Origin of the sequence: Mycobacterium europaeum, from assembly GCF_034555895.2 — a bacterium.
GTDB classification, from domain to species: domain Bacteria; phylum Actinomycetota; class Actinomycetes; order Mycobacteriales; family Mycobacteriaceae; genus Mycobacterium; species Mycobacterium europaeum.
Genome location: NZ_CP157315.1, coordinates 5,520,903 through 5,542,050 on the forward strand (window position 1 = coordinate 5,520,903; position 21,148 = coordinate 5,542,050).

Below are 21,148 nucleotides of genomic sequence, written 5' to 3' on the forward strand. Positions count from 1 at the left end.
AGGATTGCGCCTTCGGCGGACCCCTTGTGCCAACCCGACGGTACTGCTCACTGCATCACGACGACCATCTTCCCTCCGGCCTCTCCCGCTTCCATCACGCGGTGTGCCTCACGTACCTGATCGAAAGAGAAGACGCGAGACGGTTTGGCCTCCAGCGTGCCCTCCGCGACCTGCCGCGCGATCGCTTGCAGCGGCACGTCCGACAGCGGAAAGCCAGGAGCCCCAAAGACGAAGCTGCCGAAGAAGTTCCAGTTGACGCCGCTTGCCATGCGTAACAGCGGGTTGAAATCCCCGATGGGGTCGAGTCCGCCCAGCCATCCGGCCAGGCAGGCCGTCCCGCCGCGGCGCAGCATGTCCAGGGAGTCCAAGATGGTGCTGTTGCCGACCAGGTCCAGGACGGCGTCCACCCGCTTCGACTCGGGGAGATGGTCCGCCAGGTCGCGCCGTTCCAATTCGGCGCGGGAGGCGCCGAGCTCTTCCAGCTTGGAGAACCGGCCATGGCTTCGTGCGGTGGCGATGACGCGCGCGCCGGCGGCGACGGCCAGCTTGAGCGCGGCCTGCCCGAGTGATGAGGTCGCGCCGCGCAGTACCAGGGTTTGCCCGGCCGTCAGGTCGAGGTTGCGGAAGAGGCACGTCCAAGCGACCGCGTAGGTTTCGGGCAGCGCCGCCAAATCCGACCAGGGCAGCTCGGATTCGATGACGGCGACGTTGGAGGCGCGCACACGCGTGTACTGCGCATAGCTGCCGTTGATGGTGCGGCCCAGACCGCCCATCAACGCCGCCACCCTGGCGCCCACCGGGAATTCACCGCCCGGACACGAGTCGACGACGCCGACGCATTCGATGCCGCTGACTTCCGCGGCTTCGGCCCATTCCCCCCGGCGCATGTGCAGCTCGGCGTGATTGAGGCCGAACGCCTTGACTTCGATAACCACTTCGCCGTGCCTGGGTAGCGGCTTCGGAATGTCTGCGTAGACGAGCCTGTCCAGGCCGCCGAATCCCTCGAGGATGATGGCCCGCATGGTTTCGCCGCCGGGGTGCTCGCGCACGACCGCAGGCGCGGTGGGTAGCTGGGGCGCTTCGATGGTCGACACTTGCCGCTCCTCCCAAATGCCCAGTGGGCATCCATATCTGGATGTGCGGAACGACGCCAGAGGGGCTTCGTCCATAATGGGCTAGCTAACCCATTTATTATGGGCTACCTATCCCAATCTGTCCAGTGGGATGGTGTGGCGTCACTTGGCTCGGGACCGGCCGCGGCGTCGCGCCGGAGTGGATCGTCCTTTGCGGGCGGGTGTCGTGAAGGCGTGCACGTAGTCGACGGCGGCGTTGACTGCGGCCCGCAACGGTTCCGGATTCCCGGTGGCATATGTCAACATCGCACCGCCCTGGTGCGCGACGACCAGCGATACCGCCAGGTGGCGCGGATCGGTGTCGGGGCGCAGCTCGCCGCGCCGGCGCATGGCCGCAAGGCCCGTCTCAAAGAGCTCGATCCACTGGTCATAGCCGGCGGAGAGCTCCTGGTGTAATTCGTCGTCGGCGTCGATCAATTCCCCCGCCAATGAGCCGTAGACGCAACCTCCTAAGCGGTATACGGCGTCGATGTCGGCGATGCAGGCGTCGGCCCACTTCTGCAGGGCGTCGAGGGTGTCCAGGTCGCCCAGCGGTGGCCGAGTGTGGAAGGCCCGTACGTCTTCGCGGCGGGCGGCGATCACCTGACGAGTCAGCTCGCGCTTGTCCTGGAAGTAATGCGCGATCTGCGAGCCGCCGACCCCGGCCGCTCGGCGCACCTGCTCGATGCTGGTGCCGGCGACGCCGCGCTCGAACATCAGGCGCGCGGCGACCTCGACGATGCGCGCGCGTGTCGCCTGTCCCTTGCGGGTGAAACGCGTTGGGCTGTCGTCACTTTGGTCGTGCACCTTACTTATGCGCCGAGGACGCCGGGCGGGCCGGGCGACCCGCTCGCCGGGATCGGTGGCGAAGCGGCGCAGGTGGTTGATTGCGAAGCGGACCGCGTCGGCGTGCGGCCATTCCGCGCGGTAGGTGAAGGCCAAGGTGCCACCGCCCTGATGGGCGGCGACGATCACGATCGCCAGCGCGCGCGAGTCGGCCTCAGCGACCACGACGCCGTCATCTTTCATTCGCTGGATCGCCGCGTCGAGCAGGTCGACCCACTGCCAATAACCGGCCGCCAACGCCTGTCGTATCGCATCGTCGGACTTCGCCAGCTGGGCGGCGAGGGCGTGGTAGGTGGGCGTGCCGAAATATCCGATGCGCCTGAGGTACCGCATATTGAGGTCGATCCACCGCTCGAAGTCGGCGAACGAAGCCAGACCACCGAGCTTGGGCTGCCGGTGAAAGTCGAGAACCACGCCGATCTGCCGCCGGATGACCGCGCGAATGAGGGCGTTCTTGTCGGCGAAATAATGGGTGAGCTGCGAACCGCTGACCGACGCCGCCCTGCGTACATTCTCCATGTTCAAAGCGGACAGGCCCTCGGTGACGATCAGTTGGGCGGCCGCTTCCACGATGCGATCCCGGGTGGCACGCCCCTTGGCGGTCAACCGTTGTTCGTCCTGAACATCGGGATGGGCCATCGCGTCAGGCTAACTCGCGGGCGCCCCAAACTATGGGATATCCAACCCAATGACGCGCCGGAGGCCCCGGCGGTCCCGGTCAAGCGGTCATGTCAACCCTGGCCAGGAAGCGGCGGATCAATTCGGCGACCTCGTCCAGCGCGGACTCCAGTAGGAAGTGCCCGCCGTCGAGCAGTCGGATCTCGGCATCCGGGAGGTCGTCGGCGAACGCCTCGGCGCCGGCCGGGCCGAATATCTCGTCGCCGCGACCCCACACCGCGAGCAGGGGCACCTGGCTGGCGCGAAAGTACTCGTGCAGCCGCGGATACAGCGGCGCGTTGGTCGCGTAGTCCCGCAACAGCTTCAGTTGCACCAGGTCGTTGCCCGGACGCGATATGAGCGCGTAGTCGTGATGCCAGGATTCGGGGTCGAGCAGGGTCTCGTCGGGAACGCCGGTGACGTACTGCCACCGGGTGGCGTCCAGTGTGAGGAACTGCCGTACCGCGGCCTCGGTCTCGGGCGTCTGTTCGCGTTGGTAAGCGCGCACGACCTTCCAGAAGTCGTCGACGAATCCCGCGTCGTAGCCATTACCGTTCTGGCTGATGATGGCCGTGATCGCCGAGGGGTCGCGCAGAGCAAGTCGCCATCCGATCGGTGCGCCGTAATCCTGGACGTACATGGCGTATCTGTCGATGCCGAGCGTGCGGAGCAGGCCGCCGGTCAGGTCGGTCAGCGCATCGAAGGTGTAGTCGAACTGTTGCACGGACGGCGCGTCGGAAAGCCCGAAGCCCAGGTGGTCCGGTGCGATGACGTGATAGCGGTCCGCGAGCGCCGGCAGCAGATGCCGGAACATGTAGGAGCTGGTCGGAAAGCCGTGCAACAGCACGAGCGCGGGAGCGCTGGGGTCACCCGATTCCCGGAAGAAGAGCTGGTGACCGTCGACGGTGGCGTATCGATGATGGACAGCCGGCATGACATTCCTCCTCATGGCTCCGGCCCGCAACTCAAGGTGGCGGTTGGCGGACGCTACCGCATCCACGGTTTTGATTTTGGGATGCTTAGCCCAGTATGCATCAACACGAGCTTGGCGCAACAGCCCGTCTGGGTTGCCCAATGGCGCGGCGCGGCATATTTTGGGTCAGCCAGCCCAGTTACGGGGGCCCGGAGGTGACACGGTGGGCAAGCTGGTTTCAGTAAACGTCGGTCTGCCCAGAAACGTGGAATGGCGGGGCAAGACGGTCTACACCGGTGTCTGGAAAGCCCCGGTTCAGGGGCCGGTCATGGTGCGCCGCCTCAATGTCGATGGCGACGGCCAGGGTGATCTCGCCGGTCACGGGGGTGAGCATCGTGCCGTCATGGTGTACCAGACAGAGTCATACGACTTTTGGAAGAAATACCTGCGTCGCGACGACCTAGTGCCTGGCCACTTCGGGGAGAACTTCACGATCGCCGGCTTGCCCGACGACGATGTGTGCATCGGTGACCGCTATCGGATCGGTGAAGCCGAATTCGAAGTTACCCAGCCCCGTGTTACCTGCTTCCGAGTCGGAATGCGGCTGAACGAGCCAAAGATGCCGAAGCTGCTTGTCTCCCAACACCGCCCGGGATTCTACTTTCGCGTCATCGTCGAGGGGCAGGTCAGCGCCGGTGACGAGATCGTGCGTACCCGCCGTGGTCGCCACGAACTGAGCGTCGCCGACGTCGACGCGCTGTTGTATCTGCCGGACCGTGACCGCGACCAACTCTACAAGGTCGTCGATGTCGCCGCGCTCAGCCCCGGCTGGCGGCAGTCCTTCCGGGCGCGCAACCGGCGTGGGATGGATTCCGCTCCTTGCGCGTCAGCGAAATACGCCAGGAGAGTTCACAGGTGATGTCCATCTGGCTGGAGGCTGACGACCACGCCGTCCTGCCGTCGCCGCTTCCCGGGCAATACCTGCCGGTGCGGATCCCCGGCGCGGGCATGCCGGCGCCGCTGCGCAGTTACTCCCTCTCGGGCGACCCCGCGGCAGGGTATTTCCGCATCAGCGTCAAACGCGAAGAGCACGGCCTGGTGAGCCGATGGTTGCACGAGCACCTCGAGCCGGGCTCGGTCGTTGAGGCCGCGGCCCCACGGGGTGATTTCTACCTGGCCGACGACGACGGTCCGGTGCTGTTGATGTCGGCGGGAATCGGCATCACACCCGTCTTGGCGATGCTGCACGTGCTGTCAGCGGCCCGTAGCTCCCGCGAAGTCTGGTGGCTGCACACCGCCCGCAGTCCTGAAACACACGCGTTCGCAGCCGAGGTCGCCAGCTTGATCGGGTCGCTGCCGCATGCGCGGCAGTTGGTGTTCTACACGCAGACCCAGGGACGGCTGGACCGGCAGTCCATCGCGGCACTGGGTATCCCGGTCGATGCGACGGCGTACCTTTGCGGCCCAACCCAATTCATGAGCGACATGCGCGACGCGCTGGCCGCTGGCGGGCTGGACCCTGCGCGGATCCATAGCGAACTATTCGGCGCCCTGCCGCCGATCAACCCCGGGATCGTCGACGGTACCCCTCGTCAGCCACCGCATCCCCCGGCGGGCCCTCCGGGGGCGGGGCCGGCAATCACGTTCGCACGCAGCGGCCTGACGGTCGGCTGGTCGTCCGTCTGCGGAAGCATTCTCGACTTGGCAGAAGCATGCGACGTGCCCACCCGATACTCCTGCCGAAGCGGAGTCTGTCACGTGTGCGTGACCGGCATCGTTGCCGGCAACGCCAGATATGTGCAGCAGCCCTTGGAGGCTCCCGAGCCGGGGACTGTGCTTATCTGCTCGGCGGCCCCAGAGACCGAGCTGGTGCTCGACCTGTAGCGGAAACCGTTGCTTCAGGCGGCGATCGCGCGTTGACCGCCGCTCACCGGCACGACGGCGCCGTTGACATAGCTGGCGTCGGGGGAGCTGAGGAACACGACCACGCCGGCGATTTCACTCGGCTCGGCGGGTCGGCCGATCGCGGTGCCGGCCGCCACGGCGTCCAACACACCAGGTGTAACCGCTACGCCGGGAGTGTCGGTTGGCCCCGGCGCGATCGCGTTCACCCGTACCCCCGACCGACCGAACTCATCTGCCCACACGCGGGTCAATAGCTCCAGGCCGGCCTTGGTCGCGCCGTAGATGCCCGCGCCGCTCGCCGGTGCCGATGCTGCGACGGTGCTCACGTTGACCACGGTGCCACCGCCACGCTCGATCATTGCCGGCACCAGTTGCTGGACCAAGATGTACGGGGCGCGCAAGTTCACGTTCACATGGTCGTCGAACGTTGCGTCATCGGTGTCCACGGTGGCTCCGAATTGGTAGATACCGGCGTTGTTGACCAGTATGTCGACCGGTCCCGCCTCGGCCGCCAACCGGCGCACGTCTTGGCTGTCGGTGAGGTCGGCGGCAACGAATCGCGCTCGGCCGCCGGCATTTTCGATCTCCCGAACCGTCTTCTCGCCGCGTTCGGCGCTACGGCCGTGTACGACCACCTCGACGCCACGTTCGGCGAGTTGCAGCGCGATCGCTCGGCCGATCCCTGATGTGGCTCCGGTCACCAACGCGGTGGAGCCGGCCATTGTCGTTGCCATCGCACCCTGCCTCCGGGAGAGAAGTTCATTTGCCTTCCCGTCAGCAGCGGGCCGCGGCCGTTTATTCCTAGGAGCCCAGCGGGACGGCGGCCTCCGCGGTGTAGCACAGGAAGGTCAGCGTCTCCTGCAGATACAGCCGCACGGTGTCCGCGTCGTGGCTGGTGTAGCCGATCGACACGTCGGTTCCCAGCTGCAGATCGAAGTCACCACCGCGGGTGGTCAGCACGAAAGCACCGTCGATCGCCGGCGCCCAGATGATGTCCCCGGGAACCAGCCGGTCGATGTGTTCGAGGATCGGATATCCGTGTTCGGTGGTCTCGCTGACCTTCGTGTAGACGTCCGCGGACAGCAGCACCGAGTAGGGGCCGTCGACACCGGCCAACCGCAGTTCGGAGATCGCCTGGGTGATGACATCCGGAATCTCGCGCGGGTCCGCCGGCAAGGTCAGCGGCTTGTTCGAGCTGGCGGCGCGGATGCCCTCGATCGACGCGGCGGGGTAGCCCTCGAAGATGGCGCGATCTTCGACGAATGCCAGCTTCTTGGCGGCGGCCTTGACCGGATCCCAGTCGGAGTCTTGCGCGCCGCGTTCGACGTTGTCGATCTCGTAGCGCGACAGGGTGAACGGAACCCGAAGCCGGACAAGGGGTTTACTCGCCCGCAGATGGGCCTCCACGCCGTCGGAGGGTGACGCCACGTCGAGCAGCCGGCCGGTGCTGACCGCCGCCGTGGCCGGGCCGCCGGGCCCGCTGACATCGACCACGCGGCGTCCGGCGACATGGCGTTTGAACGTTCGGGTCGCCTCCAATTCGATTTCTTCCCAGGCGGCTTCGGTGACCGGTGCCAGGTCGCGGTAGAGGTTGTTCATGAAGTGGTTCCTTTCAGGCTGCCGATCGAGAGTGAGCCGTCCTGGGCGGCGGATGTTTCCGCCACGGGCGGTGCGGGCAATGGCGGTGGATCGTCGAGGAAATCGACAGTGGGCGAGAAGAACAGGCCACCGGTGATCGCGGTGGAGAATTCGAGGATGTGGTCGGTGTTGCCGGGCGGATCACCGAGGAACATGTTGCGCAGCATCTGTTCGGTGACCTGCGGCGTGCGGGAATAGCCGATGAAATAGGTGCCGTACTCGCCCTTGCCGAGCTCGCCAAACGGCATGTTGTGCCGCACGATCTTCAGCTCGGTGCCGTCGTCGTCGGTGATGACGTTGAGGGCGATGTGGGAGTTGGCCGGCTTTTCGTCCTCGCCGAGTTCCAGGTTCTCTAGCTTGGTACGGCCGATCACCAGCTCCTGCTCGCTGACGGAAAGCGAATTCCACGAATCCATTTCGTGCAGGTACTTCTGCACGTGCACGTAGCACGAGCCCTCGAATTCGGGATCCTCTGGCCCGATGGCGGTCGCGCTGACGGCGAGCTGGCCGCCGGGGTTCTCGGTGCCGTCGACGAAGCCCAACAGGTCGCGGTTGTCGAAGTAGCGGAATCCGTGCACTTCGTCGACCACGGTGACGGCACCGGACATCGACCTCAGGATGCGGTCGGCCAGTTCGAAACACACGTCCAAGCTTTCGGCCCGGATGTGGAACAACAGATCCCCGGGCGTCGCCGGGGCGGTGTGCCGCGGGCCGTTGAGTTCGACGAACGGGTGCAGCTCGGCGGGACGCGGCCCGGAGAACAGCCGATCCCAGGCCCGCGAGCCGATGGAGGTGATCGCCGACAACCGCTTCGGCGGCTCGCGAAAGCCGATCGCGCGCACCAGACCGGAGATGTCGGGCAGCGCGTCATGAACCGTGGCTTCTCCGCCGTCGTCGATGGTCACGACCAGAAAGACCGCCGCGGGTGTCAACGGCTCGAGGATCGGCTGCGGCTGGACGGCGGGCACTCTGCCGACCCTAGCGTGGCGACGGCGAGCGCAGGAAGTGCGCGAGTGTGGAGCCGCGCAATCGGACCCGGCGTGGCGACGGCGAGCGCAGGAAGTGCGCGAGTGTGGAGCCGCGCAATCGGGCCCAGCGTGGCGACGGCGAGCGCAGGAAGTGCGCGAGTGAGGAGCCGCGCAATCGGGCCCAGCGTGGCGACGGCGAGCGCAGGAAGTGCGCGAGTGAGGAGCCGCGCAATCGGGCCCAGCGTGGCGACGGCTGTCGCCGACAGCCATGATGTTGAACATGCCGGCCAGCGCCGCAGGCCTCTGCGATTTCATCGACGCTTCTCCATCGCCGTTTCACGCCTGCGCGACGGTGGCCGCGCGGCTGGCCGCCGCGGGTTACACCGAGCTGCGCGAGGCCGAGCGCTGGCCGGACGAACCGGGTCGCTACTTCACCGTGCGGGCAGCCTCGTTGGTCGCCTGGCACTCCGCTGGGGCCGACGGCCCGTTCCGGATCGTCGGCGCACACACCGACAGCCCGAACCTGCGGGTCAAGCAGCATCCGGATCGGCTGGTGGCCGGATGGCGAGTGGTGGCCCTCGAGCCGTACGGGGGAGCATGGCTCAACTCGTGGCTGGACCGCGACCTCGGCCTGAGTGGACGGCTGTCGGTGCATGACGGCGGCGGGATCGAGCACCGGCTGGTCCGGATCGACGAGCCGATCCTGCGCGTACCGCAACTGGCCATCCACCTGGCCGAGGACCGTAAATCGCTGACGCTGGATCCGCAGCGACACCTCAACGCGGTGTGGGGCGCCGGCGCGGAAACGAGGTCGTTCGTCGACTTCGTCGCCGAACGCGCCGGGGTGTCGCCCGCCGCCGTGCTGGGCGCCGACCTGATGACCCACGATCTGACCCCGTCGACGGTGGTGGGCGCCGACGCCGACCTGCTCAGCGCGCCCCGGCTGGACAACCTGACCAGCTGCTATGCCGGCATGGAAGCGCTGTTGACCGCCGAGCCGCGGGGTTTCCTGCCCGTGCTGGTGCTCTTCGACCACGAAGAGGTCGGTTCGTCCTCCGATCACGGGGCCCAGTCCGACCTGCTGGGCACCCTCTTGGAGCGGATCGTGCTGGCGGCCGGCGGCACTCGGGAAGACTTCCTGCGCCGACTGCCCGACTCGTTGCTGGCCTCGGCCGACATGGCGCACGCCACCCACCCCAACTATCCAGAGCGCCACGAGCCCGGCCACCTCATCGAGGTCAACGCCGGCCCGGTGCTCAAGGTGCACCCCAATCTGCGGTACGCCACCGACGGACGCACGGCCGCGGCCTTCGCCCTGGCCTGTGAGCAGGCCGGCGTCGCCCTGCAGCGCTACGAGCATCGCGCCGACCTGCCGTGCGGGTCGACGATCGGGCCGCTGGCCTCGGCCCGGACCGGGATTCCCACCGTCGACGTCGGTGCCGCGCAACTGGCGATGCACTCCGCGCGGGAATTGATGGGCGCGCACGATGTGGCCGCCTATTCGGCGGCGCTGCAAGCTTTTCTGTCGCCCCGCTGACTTACGATCCGGCCATGACGCTCAACGTAGAAATGGTCACCTTCGACTGCAGCGCTCCCGCGGGGCTGGCTGGCTGGTGGGCCGAGCAGTTCGGCGGTACGACGCAGGAGTTGCTCGCCGACGAGTTCACCGCGGTGACCCTGCCGGAGGGACCCAAGCTCGGATTCCAGAAGGTGCCCGACCCCACCCCCGGGAAGAACCGCGTGCACCTCGACTTCAGCGCCACCGACGTCGATGGCGAGGCGGCGCGGCTGACGGCTGCCGGGGCCAGCGAGGTCGGCCGGCACAGCTTCGGCGACAACTTCCGCTGGGTGGTGCTGGCCGACCCCGAGGGCAACGTCTTCTGCGTCGTGGGGCAGTAGCTCGCCGCTCAGCCGCGGGCGAGGAAGAGCGGGTCGTAGCGGATGACGTTCTCCACGACGATCCCGTCGCGGGTGCGAACCCGGTCGAGCCCCCGGATCTGGAACGGCCCGTCGGGACCGGTGCCCCGACCCACATAGTGCACGAACACCAGCTCCTCGCCCTCGGCGGCGCCGGGCACGGTGGCGCTGTCCACCACCTCGAGCTTCAAATCCGGTGCGGCGTCCAGTATCTCGGCGATCTTCGCCGTGTAGGGTTCGATACCGCGGACCGGCTCGGGGTCGCCCGGCCAGTAGCCCACGATGTCGTTGGCCAGGATCTCGAAGCCGCGCGACATGCTGGGCGCGGCCCAATACGCGGCGAATACCTCGGCGCTGAATTTCGGGGCGGATTGGATGTCGGTCATCGGTTCTCCTTGGGTCGGGCGCTCCGATCGAGCGCGTTGCGCCAAGCGTGTCGCGGCGGTGTGCGGCGGCACAATTACCTCCGAGGTCATCGCTACGGGTCCGCGGCCGTGGTTAACGTGGCTTCGTGAACCACGCGGCGGTAGGTGCCCTGTTGCGCGAATGGCGCGAGCGTCGACGGGTGAGTCAGCTCGACCTGTCGCTGAGTGTGGGCGTGTCGGCGCGTCACCTGAGCTTTGTCGAAACGGGCCGCTCGCGCCCCAGCCCGGAGATGGTGCTCGCCCTCGCCGAGGGTCTCGACGTTCCGCTGCGGGAGCGCAACACGCTGCTGCTCGCGGCCGGGTTCGCGCCGCGCTACCCGTCGCGTTCGCTGGAGGATGCCGCGCTGTCCCCGGCCCGTGACGCGGTGCAGCGCCTCCTCGATGCCCACGATCCCTATCCGGGCATCGTGATCGACCGCTGCTGGAACATCGTGGGCGCCAACGCCGCGGCGTCGGCGCTTACCGCCGGCCTGCCCGACGATCTGCTCGGCCCGCCGACCAACGTCTACCGGTTGTCGCTGCACCCCGACGGCCTCGCCGGGCGGACCCTGAATTTTCCCGAATGGGCGGGCTACCTGCTGCAACAGTTGCGGCGCACGATCACGCTCACCGGCGACCCGGGATTGCAGGCGCTCGACGACGAGGTGCGCGGCTATCCGGGAGTTGAAGCGGCCGCCAAGGCATGGAACTCGCCGCACGACAACGCCGCACTGCTCGTTCCGTTCGAGCTCGATGCCGGCGGCGGGCAACGGCTGTCGATGTTCACCACGCTGACGACGTTTGGGACCCCGCTCGACGTCACGCTCGCCGAGCTCGCGGTCGAGCTGTTCTATCCGGCCGACGCCGCCAGCGCCAGCCTGCTGCGCGGCCGGTAGCGCTCTTACACTGTTCAGGTGACTGTCTCCGGGACGAGCTCGCATACCCACACCATCGACACCGTCGAGCACGCCGCCGCCAGCCCCGACGAGCCGCAGCCGTTCGCCGAGCTGGGGCTCAAAGACGACGAGTACCAGCGGATCCGCGACATCCTGGGCCGCAGGCCCACCGACACCGAGCTGGCGATGTACTCGGTGATGTGGAGCGAACACTGTTCGTATAAGTCGTCGAAGGTTCACCTGCGCTACTTCGGTGAAACCACCACCGACGACATGCGTGCGGGCATGCTGGCCGGCATCGGCGAAAACGCCGGCGTGGTGGACATCGGCGACGGCTGGGCCGTCACCTTCAAAGTCGAGTCCCACAATCACCCGTCCTACGTCGAGCCCTACCAGGGCGCGGCTACCGGCGTCGGCGGGATCGTCCGCGACATCATGGCCATGGGGGCCCGGCCGGTCGCGGTGATGGACCAGCTTCGGTTCGGCGCCGCCGACGCCCCCGACACCCGCCGGGTGGTCGACGGGGTGGTCCGCGGCATCGGCGGCTACGGCAACTCGCTGGGGCTGCCCAACATCGGCGGCGAGACGGTCTTCGATGCGTGCTACGCCGGCAACCCGTTGGTGAACGCGTTGTGCGTGGGCGTGTTACGCCAGGAGGACCTGCATCTGGCGTTCGCCTCGGGCGCCGGAAACAAGATCATCCTCTTCGGCGCGCGCACCGGACTGGACGGCATCGGCGGGGTGTCGGTGCTGGCGTCGGACACGTTCGACAGCGAGGGATCCCGCAAGAAGCTGCCGTCGGTGCAAGTGGGCGACCCCTTCATGGAGAAGGTGCTCATCGAATGCTGCCTCGAGCTCTACGCCGCCGGCCTGGTAATCGGCATTCAGGATCTGGGTGGGGCCGGATTGTCCTGCGCCACATCGGAACTAGCGTCGGCGGGCGACGGGGGTATGGCGATCGAGCTGGACACCGTCCCGCTGCGCGCCAAGGACATGACACCCGCCGAGGTGCTCTGCAGCGAGTCGCAGGAGCGCATGTGCGCCGTAGTCGCCCCGGAGAACGTCGACGCCTTCTTGGCGGTGTGCCGCAAATGGGAGGTGCTGGCCACGGTGATCGGCGAGGTCACCGACGGTGACCGGTTGCGGATCACCTGGCGCGGCGAGACGGTCGTCGACGTGCCGCCGCGCACCGTGGCGCACGAGGGCCCGGTCTACCAGCGGCCGGTCGCGCGACCCGAATCGCAGGACGCGCTCAACGCCGACCGCTCAACACGCCTCCCGCGGCCGGCGACCGGGGACGAGTTGCGTGCGACTTTGCTTGCGCTGGTGGGGAGCCCGCACCTGTGCAGCCGTGCCTTCATCACCGAACAATACGACCGGTACGTGCGCGGCAACACCGTGCTCGCCGAGCACGCCGACGGCGGGGTGCTCCGGGTCGACGAGACCACCGGCCGCGGCATCGCGCTGTCGACAGACGCGTCGGGGCGCTACACACTGCTCGATCCCTACGCCGGGGCGCAACTCGCGCTGGCCGAGGCCTACCGCAATGTCGCCGTCACCGGCGCCACCCCGGTCGCGGTCACCAATTGCCTCAATTTCGGCTCCCCGGAAGATCCCGGGGTGATGTGGCAATTCTCGCAGGCGGTGCGGGGATTGGCCGATGGGTGTGCGGCCCTTGGTATTCCGGTGACCGGAGGCAACGTCAGCTTCTACAACCAGACCGGCTCTGCGGCAATCCTGCCCACGCCGGTGGTCGGCGTCCTCGGCGTGCTCGATGACGTCGCCCGGCGCATCCCCACCGGCCTGGGCGGCGAACCCGGCGAGACCCTGATGCTGTTGGGGGAGACCCGCGACGACTTCGACGGTTCCATCTGGGCGCAGGTGACGGCCGACCATCTGGGTGGGTTGCCGCCCGCGGTCGATCTGGCACGCGAAAAGCTGCTCGCCGAGGTGTTGAGCGCGGCGTCTCGCGACGGGCTGGTGTCCGCGGCGCACGACCTGTCGGAGGGCGGCCTCGCGCAGGCCATCGTGGAGGCGGCGCTGGCGGGCGAAACCGGTTGCCGCATCGTACTTCCCGAGGGCACCGACCCGTTCGTGGCGTTGTTCTCCGAGTCGGCCGGCCGAGTCTTGGTGGCGGTGCCGCGCACCGAGGAGAGCCGGTTCAGGGCGATGTGCGAGGCGCGCGGACTGCCCGCGGTGCGCATCGGCGTCGTCGATGAGGCCTCCGACGCCATCGAAGTTCAGGGCCTGTTCACCGTGTCGCTGGCCGAACTGCGTGAGACGTCCGAGGCGGTGCTGCCTCGCCTGTTCGGATGAGCAGTAGCGAACAATCCTGATGGGTGACAGCGGCTTTCGTTGGGCCCGTGCCTTCTTGTTGGCCGCCGCCCTGGTCGGCTGGAGCTTCGTCGGCCCGCGACTGCCCACGGCTTGGCGGACGACACTACAGGCCGGTGCTGCCGGGTTGCTGGTGCTTGTGACGCGCGCACCGCTGGGGCTATCTCCGCCGCGGCTGTGGTCGGGGCTGCGGCTGGGATCGGCGGCCGGCGCGGCGGCGGCGACCGTGATCGCCGCGACGACGACGGTGCCGATGGTGCGGTCGTCCATGGCCGGCCGTGCGGCACCCGGCTCGACGCCCGGCTGGCTGCTGCTGCAGATCCCCGTCGGGACCGTCTGGGCCGAGGAGGCCGCGTTCCGTGCGGCGCTGGCCACCGCCGCTTCCGGCGCCTGCGGCGCAGCGGGCGGAAAACTGATGCAGGCGGCGACCTTTGGGCTCTCCCATATCGCCGACGCGCGGGCGACGGGGGACCCGGTGCTGGGCACCGTGCTGGTGACGGGCGTCGCGGGGTGGCTGTTCGCTTGGCTGGCCGACCGCTCCGGCAGCCTCGCCGCGCCCATGCTGGTGCACCTGGCCATCAACGAGGCCGGCGCGATCGCCGCACTTAGCGTGCGGTGGCGTCAGGGATTGATGGTGTAGTCGCCCACCTGGCGGCCCCACACGTGCTCGAGGAAAAGTGGCGATCCGAGCTCGAAGTGGTTGTAGGGAGCCATGCTTGCGCCGGTATCCATGACCAGAAACGGCGCCGGCCACAGCTGCCGGGTGATCGTCTGCCAGCAGCCCGGCCGGCCGCCGGGACCGCCCCTGGCGTTGGTGCGGGGCAGGTTCTCCGGCCAGATATACGGATTCGGCGCCCCGGCGATCGCGCCCGCGGCGTGCGCGCCCAGCGAGTAGCCGTTGTCGCCGAGGGCGTTGTGGATCCTGGGACCGACCTCGGCGAAATTGCGTATGGTGCAGAAGATCTCCGGGCTGTACTCGTCGAGCAGCTGGCTGGAGGTGAGCAAATCGTCGGCCCCCCGCGCGAGGTAGGGTCCGCCGCGGCCGAAGACGTCCGCGCCCGTGCCGCCGAGCCCGGCCGCGGCGAGCAACGCCGCATCCAGATCGACGTGCTGACGGTCGAGCGTGCGTGCCGCGGTCACCGCGTCGTCGAGCGCGGCCCACAGGTCCGGTGAGGCGTTGGCGTAGGTCTCGCCGAGGGCGGCCAACCGCGCGACGTCGCTGCGGATTTCGCCCATCCGCGGGTTCACGTCGTCGAGGATCGTGTTGCCGTTGACCACAGAGGCGCCGAACCTCGCGCCCAATCCGGTCAGGGCTTGCGCGGCCGCGCCGAGCGTCAGGTTCAACTTGACCGGGTCCACCTTCTCCGCGATCGAGACGAGCGTCTCGAACACGGTGTTGAACTCGGTGGTCACCGACGTCGCCTCGATCACCGTCGCCGGTGTGATCGGTTGCGGCGCGGGGCGGGGCGGCGGGCTCAGCGCGACGTACTTGTTGCCGAACACCGTGGTCGCCTTGATGCTGGCCGCCACGTTGGCCGGGATCCGGTTGAGATACCTGGGGGTGATGTCGAGCACCAGCTTGGCGGCCGGCTTGCCGCCACGGGTGATCTCGGAAATGCCGGCCACCCGGCCGATCTGGACCCCGTTGTAGGTGACCTTCGAACCGGGGTCCAAGATCAAGCCGGCCCGGTCGGCCACCATGGTGAGCTTCGTCGTCGGCGTGAGGTCACCCCGGAACTGCAGGTACAGCAGCGACCCGACCAGCCCCATGATGACCACCGTCACGAGCCCGACGGACTTGTACGGTGGCCCGCGCCGCACGCGCCGACGCTCCATGAGTTTGAGACCCTAGGGTATGGCCGCCCGCCAAAAGGCCGATCCGGCGAAGACTCGGCAGGCCGTGTTGGACGTCGCGGACTGGCTGCGCGACGAATCCCGGCCGGCCCCCGACCGCGAGAGCCTCGGCACCGCCGTCCGGCTCACCGCCCGCACCCTGGCCGCTGTTGCACCCGGTGCCAGCGTCGAGGTGCGGATTCCGCCCTTCGTCGCGGTGCAGTGCATCGCCGGGCCCAGGCACACTCGTGGCACGCCGCCCAACGTGGTGGAGACCGATCCGCGGACGTGGTTGCTGCTGGCGACCGGGCAGTTGTCCTTCCAGCGGGCGAAGGACACTGGCGCGCTGAGCCTCTCCGGCTCTCGGGCCGGTGAGATCCAACACTGTCTGCCCCTGTCCGACCTCAGCTGAATATAACCGTGAGCTGCAGCTTTACAGTCGGGGGCGGGAATTTTCGCCGCTCAACACGCGCTGTTAATTCGCGGTCGCGGGCGTCGGACCCGTAGACTCCGTTACGTCACCAACCGTTCCCCAGGGAGCCCCCCAATTGTGACCATCCAGGAACCCGAGCAGGACCTGAACTCCCCACGTGAAGAGTGTGGCGTATTTGGGGTCTGGGCCCCGGGCGAGGACGTCGCAAAGCTCACCTATTACGGCCTGTACGCGCTGCAGCATCGCGGGCAGGAAGCCGCGGGCATCGCCGTCGCCGATGGGTCACAGGTGCTCGTCTTCAAAGACCTGGGCTTGGTCAGCCAGGTGTTCGACGAGCAGACGCTGGCGGCGATGCCGGGCCACGTGGCCATCGGCCATTGCCGCTACTCCACCACCGGCGACACCACCTGGGAGAACGCACAGCCGGTGTTCCGCAACACCGCCGCCGGCACCGGCGTCGCCCTGGGGCACAACGGAAATCTGGTCAACACCGCCGAGCTGGCCGCCCGTGCCCGCGACGCGGGTCTGATCGCCCGGCGCTGCCCCGCCCCCGCGACGACGGACTCCGACATCCTGGGCGCGCTGCTCGCGCACGGCGCGGCGGATTCCACCCTCGAGCAGGCTGCGCTGGACCTGCTGCCCACGGTGCGGGGCGCGTTCTGCCTGACCTTCATGGACGAGAACACGCTGTATGCGTGCCGCGATCCGCACGGCGTGCGGCCCCTTTCACTCGGCCGGCTGGACCGCGGCTGGGTGGTGGCCTCCGAGACGGCGGCCCTCGACATCGTCGGCGCGTCGTTCGTCCGCGACATCGAGCCCGGCGAACTGCTGGCGATCGACGCCGACGGGGTGCGCTCCACGCGCTTCGCCAACCCCACCCCCAAGGGCTGCGTTTTCGAGTACGTCTACCTGGCGCGCCCGGACAGCACACTGGCCGGCCGGTCCGTGCACGCCACCCGGGTCGAGATCGGCCGCCGGCTGGCCCGCGAATGCCCGGTCGAAGCCGACCTGGTGATCGGCGTCCCGGAGTCGGGCACCCCCGCCGCGGTCGGATACGCGCAGGAGTCCGGCATTCCGTACGGGCAGGGTCTGATGAAGAACGCCTACGTCGGGCGGACCTTCATCCAGCCGTCCCAGACCATCCGCCAGCTCGGTATCCGGCTGAAGCTCAACCCACTTCGCGAGGTGATCCGCGGCAAGCGGCTCATCGTCGTCGACGACTCGATCGTGCGCGGGAACACCCAGCGTGCGCTGCTGCGCATGCTGCGCGAGGCCGGGGCCGTCGAAGTTCACGTGCGGATCGCGTCGCCGCCCGTGAAATGGCCGTGCTTCTACGGCATCGACTTCCCGTCGCCGGCCGAGCTGATCGCAAATGCCGTGCAGGACAAAGAGGAAATGCTCGAAGCGGTGCGGCACGCCATCGGCGCCGACTCCCTTGGCTACATCTCGTTGCGGGGCCTGGTCGCGGCGTCCGAACAACCCGCGTCGCGGCTGTGCACCGCCTGCTTCGACGGCCGGTATCCGATCGAGCTGCCCGAGGAGACGGCCCTGGGCAAGAACGTCATCGAGCACATGCTCGTCAACGCCGCGCGCGGAGCCGGGCTCGACGATCTGGCTCCCGACGAAGTCCCGATCGTCCACTGACGGACGTCCGGTGCGCCGCTTCCACCACGTTTGATCACGGCGGTCGGCGGCGCCCGGTAGCCTTTATCGCGATGACGGATCCCGGAAAAAGCCCCGGACGCAACCCGGGCAGCCACGGCATCACCTACGCATCGGCCGGGGTGGACATCGAGGCCGGCGACCGCGCCGTGGAGATGTTCAAGCCGCTGGCGACGAAGGCCACCAGACCCGAGGTGCGGGGCGGCCTGGGCGGGTTCGCCGGGTTGTTCGCTTTGCGCAACGACTACCGCGAACCCCTGCTGGCGGCGTCCACCGACGGCGTGGGAACCAAGCTGGCGGTGGCCCAGGCGATGGACAAGCACGACACCGTCGGGCTGGACCTGGTCGCGATGGTGGTCGACGACCTCGTGGTCTGCGGCGCCGAGCCGCTGTTTCTGCAGGACTACATCGCGGTGGGCCGGACGGTACCGGAACGCCTCAGCGCGATCGTGGCGGGCATCGCCGAGGGATGCGTGCGTGCCGGCTGCGCGCTGCTCGGCGGCGAAACCGCCGAGCACCCGGGTCTGATGGAACCCGACCACTACGACATCTCGGCTACGGGCGTCGGCGTCGTCGAGGCCGACGACGTGCTGGGACCCGATCGCGTCAAACCCGGCGACACGATCATCGCGATGGGATCCTCCGGCCTGCATTCCAATGGCTACTCGCTGGCCCGCGCGGTGCTACTGGAGATCGACCGGATGAACCTGGCCGGCTACGTCGAGGAGTTCGGCCGGACCCTGGGCGAAGAGCTGTTGGAGCCGACGCGGATCTACGCCAAAGACTGCCTGGCGCTGGCCGCCGAGACCCATGTCCGCACGTTCTGCCATGTCACCGGAGGTGGGCTGGCCGGCAACCTGCAACGCGTCATCCCGCACGGCCTGGTCGCCGAGATCGACCGGGGGACCTGGACGCCCGCACCCGTGTTCGCCATGATCGCCCAGCGTGGTCGGGTGACGCGGGAGGAGATGGAGAAGACGTTCAACATGGGCGTGGGCATGGTCGCCGTTGTCGCGCCCGAGGACACCGACCGTGCCCTGGCCATCTTGACGGCCCGCCACTTGGACTGCTGGGTGTTGGGGACCGTGTGCAAGGGCGGTAAAGAAGGCCCGCTGGCAAAGCTCGTCGGACAGCACCCGAGGTTTTAAACGGCCGAAGCCGGGTCAGCCCCGGCGCGAGGCGGATTGCGCCGGCATGGCGCGGTGAGTGTCAGCGGCGCCAGTCGTCGCTGTCTTCCCAGGAGTCGCCGGCGCCATCGTCCTCCAGCTCGGCGGTTTCCTCACCGCCCGACAGTTCGCGCTGAAGCCGCTGAAAGTCGGTCTGCGGAGAACTGTATTTGAGTTCTCGAGCAACCTTGGTCTGCTTTGCCTTAGCCCGGCCGCGGCCCATGGGGGAACCCCCTCGCGCAATAACGGAGCGGCCCGAATCAGGCGGCTCCGATCTCCTGGTGTCGTTATTGTCCTGCCGACAGTTTACCGTGCCTTGCGGTCGGGCGTCGGTGCCCCCTGCCGCTGTGGCGGACGTCATCGACGATTATCTCGCACCGCCCCGCAACCGTTCAACGGCCAGCCGTCCCGCACCGATCTGTTCCGTCGGCGGCAACGAATCGGCGTCGATCACCGCAGCCACCGCGCCCTGCGGACCGGTCGCCAGCTCGGTGCCGGCCGGCACCCCGCGCTTCACCAGCGCCAGGGCCACGGGCCCGAGGTCCACGTGATCCACCACGGTGCCGAGGCGGCCGATGGCGCGACCGCCGGCGAGCACCGGGTCACCCGTCGACGGCCGCTCCACTGAGCCGTCGAGGTGCAACAGCACAAGCATCCGGGGCGGTTTACCGAGGTTGTGCACGCGGGCGACCGTCTCCTGCCCCCGGTAACAGCCCTTGTCCAGGTGAACCGCGGAGCCGATCCACCCCACCTCGTGCGGAATCGTGCGCTCGTCGGTGTCGACGCCCAGTCGCGGCCGCAGCGCCGCGACCCGGTGCGCTTCGTAGGCCCAGACCCCGGCGGGTCGCAGACCGGCCTGCGCCAGACGTTCCTGCCACCGGGCGGAGTCGTCGCGCGGGACCAGCAGATCGAGTTCGATCTGTCCGGCGGGGGCGCCGGGCATCCGGCGCACGAAGCCACCGCCGGCAAGCGGAACCGCCGTCAGCTCGGCGGGCAGGGCGTCCAGGCCGAGCGCATCGAGCACCGCCCGGTCGGCCAGGCGCGGACCCAACAGCGAGAGCACGGCCAGGTCGGCGGCTGCCGGGGAGACGTCCGACCAGAACACCATTTTGCGCAGATAGGCCAGCAGCGGTTCGCCCCGCCACGGTTCGGTGTCGAGGTAGGTGGTGCCGCCGAGTTCGGTTTGGATCCAGTGGTCCTCGACGCGCCCTTGGCCGTCGAGGCTGAGGTTCTGCGTGCTGGCGCCCTCGGGGAGGTCGCTGACGTGTTGGGTGGAGATGCTGTGCAGCCATTTCTGGCGGTCCCCACCGGTCAGGGTGAGCACGGCGCGGTGCGAGCGGTCCACCACTACCGCGCCGGTCTCGGCCGCGCGCTGCTCGCCCAGCGGATCGCCGTAATGCCAAACGGCGCCCGCGTCGGGTCCGGTATCGGGTGCAGGTACTGCAGACACACATCAACTCTACGGATCGGTGCGCGGTCCATCCGACGAGCGTGCGGGCGGCTTTACGTTCGCGGCTAGGCTTTACCCCCATGGCAGGCCAGACGGGTGTGATCGTCACGCTGGACGGCGCGATCCATCCGCCCGATGTGCCGCTGCTGCACGCCGACGACCTGGCAGCGGTCCGCGGCGACGGCATCTTCGAGACGCTGTTGGTCCGCGACGGCAGGCCCTGTCTGGTCGAGTCCCACCTGCAGCGGCTGACCCAGTCGGCCAGGCTGATGGATCTGCCCGAGCCCGACCTGCCCGCCTGGCGCAGCGCGATCGGCGTGGCCACCGGGCAGTGGGTGGCGGGCACCGCTGATGAAGGCGCAATGCGCCTCATCTACAGCCGCGGCCGGGAGAGCGGAACGGCGCCGACCGCCTACGTGATGATCACCGCTGTCCCGGATCGCGTGACGGCGGTTCGGCGGGAGGGCCTGGCCGCCATCACATTGGACCGCGGGCTGGCCGCCGCCGGTACGGACGCGATGCCGTGGCTGCTGGCAGGGGCCAAGACGCTGTCCTATGCGGTGAACATGGCCGCCTTGCGTCATGCCGCCCGGCAGGGCGCCGGTGACGTGATCTTCGTCAGCTCGGACGGCTACATCCTTGAAGGCCCTCGCTCGACCGTGGTGATCGCGACCGATGCCGAGCCGGCGGGAGGCGGGAACCTGTGCCTGCTGACACCCCCGCCGTGGTATCCGATTTTGCGGGGCACCACGCAGCAGGCGCTCTTCGAGGTGGCGCGGGCCAAGGGCTACGACTGCGACTATCGCGCGCTACGGCCCGCCGATCTCAATGCCGCGCAAGGAATCTGGTTGGTCTCGAGCATGACGTTGGCGGCGCGGGTGCACACGCTCGACGGTCGTCCGCTCCCCAGGTCGCCGATGGCCGCGGAATTCGCCGCGCTGATCGACTCCGCGATCGTCAGCGATCGCTAAGCGCTGAATTGTGTTGTCGCCTCGCGGAATCGCGGGTACGGTC

At 68.4% G+C, this 21,148-nt stretch carries 19 protein-coding genes and 1 pseudogene; 10 read left to right on the forward strand and 10 right to left on the reverse strand.

The genetic code is table 11. The annotated features are described in order from the left end of the window. Nucleotides 1–47: 47 nt before the first annotated feature. The 3 genes from U8D42_RS25675 to U8D42_RS25685 form a co-directional block, all read right to left on the reverse strand. Nucleotides 48–1,022: a zinc-binding dehydrogenase gene (locus tag U8D42_RS25675; protein WP_431523893.1), complete on the reverse strand. Its 975-nt coding sequence runs from the start codon at nt 1,020–1,022 to the stop codon at nt 48–50. A 213-nt stretch (nt 1,023–1,235) separates the two neighbouring features. Continuing rightward, on the reverse strand, nt 1,236–2,597 hold the full coding sequence (locus tag U8D42_RS25680) for a TetR/AcrR family transcriptional regulator (RefSeq protein WP_322860507.1): 1,362 nt from the start codon (nt 2,595–2,597) through the stop codon (nt 1,236–1,238). A 79-nt stretch (nt 2,598–2,676) separates the two neighbouring features. Beyond that, nucleotides 2,677–3,549 (reverse strand): alpha/beta fold hydrolase, encoded by an 873-nt coding sequence (locus U8D42_RS25685; RefSeq protein WP_322860508.1) that lies wholly within the window; start codon nt 3,547–3,549, stop codon nt 2,677–2,679. Nucleotides 3,550–3,751: 202 nt separating this feature from the next. Here U8D42_RS25685 and U8D42_RS25690 point away from each other — a divergent pair. Continuing rightward, nucleotides 3,752–5,412: pseudogene (locus U8D42_RS25690) on the forward strand (MOSC domain-containing protein). Nucleotides 5,413–5,426: 14 nt separating this feature from the next. Here U8D42_RS25690 and U8D42_RS25695 read toward each other — a convergent pair. From U8D42_RS25695 to U8D42_RS25705, 3 genes are all read right to left on the reverse strand, one after another. Further along, nucleotides 5,427–6,167, reverse strand: a complete 741-nt coding sequence (locus U8D42_RS25695; RefSeq protein ID WP_090418493.1) for an SDR family NAD(P)-dependent oxidoreductase — start codon at nt 6,165–6,167, stop codon at nt 5,427–5,429. A 67-nt stretch (nt 6,168–6,234) separates the two neighbouring features. Beyond that, nucleotides 6,235–7,032, reverse strand: coding sequence for a family 1 encapsulin nanocompartment shell protein (locus U8D42_RS25700; RefSeq protein WP_085243004.1), 798 nt, complete (start codon nt 7,030–7,032; stop codon nt 6,235–6,237). Further along, complete coding sequence (locus U8D42_RS25705; RefSeq protein WP_085243003.1) at nt 7,029–8,039, reverse strand: Dyp-type peroxidase; 1,011 nt, start codon at nt 8,037–8,039, stop codon at nt 7,029–7,031. Before U8D42_RS25705 ends, U8D42_RS25700 begins: the two co-directional genes overlap by 4 nt. A gap of 280 nt (nt 8,040–8,319) precedes the next feature. Here U8D42_RS25705 and U8D42_RS25710 point away from each other — a divergent pair, with 280 nt between their 5' ends. Beyond that, nucleotides 8,320–9,576: a M18 family aminopeptidase gene (locus tag U8D42_RS25710; RefSeq protein WP_322860509.1), complete on the forward strand. Its 1,257-nt coding sequence runs from the start codon at nt 8,320–8,322 to the stop codon at nt 9,574–9,576. A gap of 14 nt (nt 9,577–9,590) precedes the next feature. Next, nucleotides 9,591–9,938: a VOC family protein gene (locus U8D42_RS25715; protein WP_322860510.1), complete on the forward strand. Its 348-nt coding sequence runs from the start codon at nt 9,591–9,593 to the stop codon at nt 9,936–9,938. An 8-nt stretch (nt 9,939–9,946) separates the two neighbouring features. Here the strand turns inward: U8D42_RS25715 and U8D42_RS25720 are convergent, their stop codons facing one another. Beyond that, nucleotides 9,947–10,342 carry a nuclear transport factor 2 family protein gene (locus U8D42_RS25720; RefSeq protein ID WP_322860511.1) on the reverse strand — a complete coding sequence of 132 codons (396 nt, stop codon included), beginning with the start codon at nt 10,340–10,342 and terminating at the stop codon, nt 9,947–9,949. A gap of 125 nt (nt 10,343–10,467) precedes the next feature. Here U8D42_RS25720 and U8D42_RS25725 point away from each other — a divergent pair, with 125 nt between their 5' ends. From U8D42_RS25725 to U8D42_RS25735, 3 genes are read left to right on the forward strand one after another with little or no spacing between them, the layout of a single operon-like run. Then, nucleotides 10,468–11,256: a helix-turn-helix domain-containing protein gene (locus tag U8D42_RS25725; RefSeq protein ID WP_322860512.1), complete on the forward strand. Its 789-nt coding sequence runs from the start codon at nt 10,468–10,470 to the stop codon at nt 11,254–11,256. An 18-nt stretch (nt 11,257–11,274) separates the two neighbouring features. Continuing rightward, nucleotides 11,275–13,572, forward strand: a complete 2,298-nt coding sequence (purL, locus tag U8D42_RS25730) for a phosphoribosylformylglycinamidine synthase subunit PurL (protein ID WP_322860513.1) — start codon at nt 11,275–11,277, stop codon at nt 13,570–13,572. A 19-nt stretch (nt 13,573–13,591) separates the two neighbouring features. Beyond that, entirely contained in the window at nt 13,592–14,230 is a 639-nt protein-coding gene (locus U8D42_RS25735) for an Rv0804 family intramembrane glutamic endopeptidase (protein ID WP_322860514.1), read from the forward strand. On the opposite strand, the gene U8D42_RS25740 is transcribed toward U8D42_RS25735, so the two are convergent. After that, a complete protein-coding gene (locus U8D42_RS25740; RefSeq protein ID WP_322860515.1) occupies nt 14,212–15,426 on the reverse strand; it encodes an MCE family protein in 1,215 nt (404 codons plus the stop codon). The two genes, U8D42_RS25735 and U8D42_RS25740, sit on opposite strands and share 19 nt — an antisense overlap. 19 nt (nt 15,427–15,445) lie before the next feature. Between U8D42_RS25740 and U8D42_RS25745 the strand changes: the two genes are divergently transcribed. The 3 genes from U8D42_RS25745 (at nt 15,446) to purM (ending at nt 18,666) form a co-directional block, all read left to right on the forward strand. Beyond that, nucleotides 15,446–15,835, forward strand: coding sequence for a sterol carrier family protein (locus tag U8D42_RS25745; RefSeq protein ID WP_085242996.1), 390 nt, complete (start codon nt 15,446–15,448; stop codon nt 15,833–15,835). 138 nt (nt 15,836–15,973) lie between these two features. Beyond that, nucleotides 15,974–17,500 (forward strand): amidophosphoribosyltransferase, encoded by a 1,527-nt coding sequence (gene purF / locus U8D42_RS25750; protein ID WP_322860516.1) that lies wholly within the window; start codon nt 15,974–15,976, stop codon nt 17,498–17,500. A 71-nt stretch (nt 17,501–17,571) separates the two neighbouring features. Further along, nucleotides 17,572–18,666: a phosphoribosylformylglycinamidine cyclo-ligase gene (gene purM / locus U8D42_RS25755; protein WP_085242994.1), complete on the forward strand. Its 1,095-nt coding sequence runs from the start codon at nt 17,572–17,574 to the stop codon at nt 18,664–18,666. Nucleotides 18,667–18,727: 61 nt separating this feature from the next. Here the strand turns inward: purM and U8D42_RS25760 are convergent, their stop codons facing one another. Then, nucleotides 18,728–18,907, reverse strand: a complete 180-nt coding sequence (locus tag U8D42_RS25760) for a DUF3073 domain-containing protein (protein WP_085242993.1) — start codon at nt 18,905–18,907, stop codon at nt 18,728–18,730. 144 nt (nt 18,908–19,051) lie between these two features. Beyond that, on the reverse strand, nt 19,052–20,134 hold the full coding sequence (locus U8D42_RS25765; RefSeq protein WP_322860517.1) for a YgfZ/GcvT domain-containing protein: 1,083 nt from the start codon (nt 20,132–20,134) through the stop codon (nt 19,052–19,054). Between the two features lie 98 nt (nt 20,135–20,232). On the opposite strand from U8D42_RS25765, the gene U8D42_RS25770 reads away from it, so the two are divergent. Further along, on the forward strand, nt 20,233–21,105 hold the full coding sequence (locus U8D42_RS25770; RefSeq protein WP_322860545.1) for an aminodeoxychorismate lyase: 873 nt from the start codon (nt 20,233–20,235) through the stop codon (nt 21,103–21,105). The last annotated feature ends 43 nt before the right edge of the window (nt 21,106–21,148 follow it).

Bases quoted from the DNA above. Each gene is read 5' to 3' on its own strand.
- U8D42_RS25675 (WP_431523893.1), bottom strand. From the start codon at position 1,022: ATGCGGGCCATCATCCTCGAGGGATTCGGCGGCCTGGACAGGCTCGTC.
- U8D42_RS25680 (WP_322860507.1), bottom strand. From the start codon at position 2,597: ATGGCCCATCCCGATGTTCAGGACGAACAACGGTTGACCGCCAAGGGG.
- U8D42_RS25685 (WP_322860508.1), bottom strand. From the start codon at position 3,549: ATGCCGGCTGTCCATCATCGATACGCCACCGTCGACGGTCACCAGCTC.
- U8D42_RS25695 (WP_090418493.1), bottom strand. From the start codon at position 6,167: ATGGCAACGACAATGGCCGGCTCCACCGCGTTGGTGACCGGAGCCACA.
- U8D42_RS25700 (WP_085243004.1), bottom strand. From the start codon at position 7,032: ATGAACAACCTCTACCGCGACCTGGCACCGGTCACCGAAGCCGCCTGG.
- U8D42_RS25710 (WP_322860509.1), top strand. From the start codon at position 8,320: ATGCCGGCCAGCGCCGCAGGCCTCTGCGATTTCATCGACGCTTCTCCA.
- U8D42_RS25715 (WP_322860510.1), top strand. From the start codon at position 9,591: ATGACGCTCAACGTAGAAATGGTCACCTTCGACTGCAGCGCTCCCGCG.
- U8D42_RS25720 (WP_322860511.1), bottom strand. From the start codon at position 10,342: ATGACCGACATCCAATCCGCCCCGAAATTCAGCGCCGAGGTATTCGCC.
- U8D42_RS25735 (WP_322860514.1), top strand. From the start codon at position 13,592: ATGGGTGACAGCGGCTTTCGTTGGGCCCGTGCCTTCTTGTTGGCCGCC.
- U8D42_RS25740 (WP_322860515.1), bottom strand. From the start codon at position 15,426: ATGGAGCGTCGGCGCGTGCGGCGCGGGCCACCGTACAAGTCCGTCGGG.
- U8D42_RS25745 (WP_085242996.1), top strand. From the start codon at position 15,446: ATGGCCGCCCGCCAAAAGGCCGATCCGGCGAAGACTCGGCAGGCCGTG.
- purM (WP_085242994.1), top strand. From the start codon at position 17,572: ATGACGGATCCCGGAAAAAGCCCCGGACGCAACCCGGGCAGCCACGGC.
- U8D42_RS25760 (WP_085242993.1), bottom strand. From the start codon at position 18,907: ATGGGCCGCGGCCGGGCTAAGGCAAAGCAGACCAAGGTTGCTCGAGAA.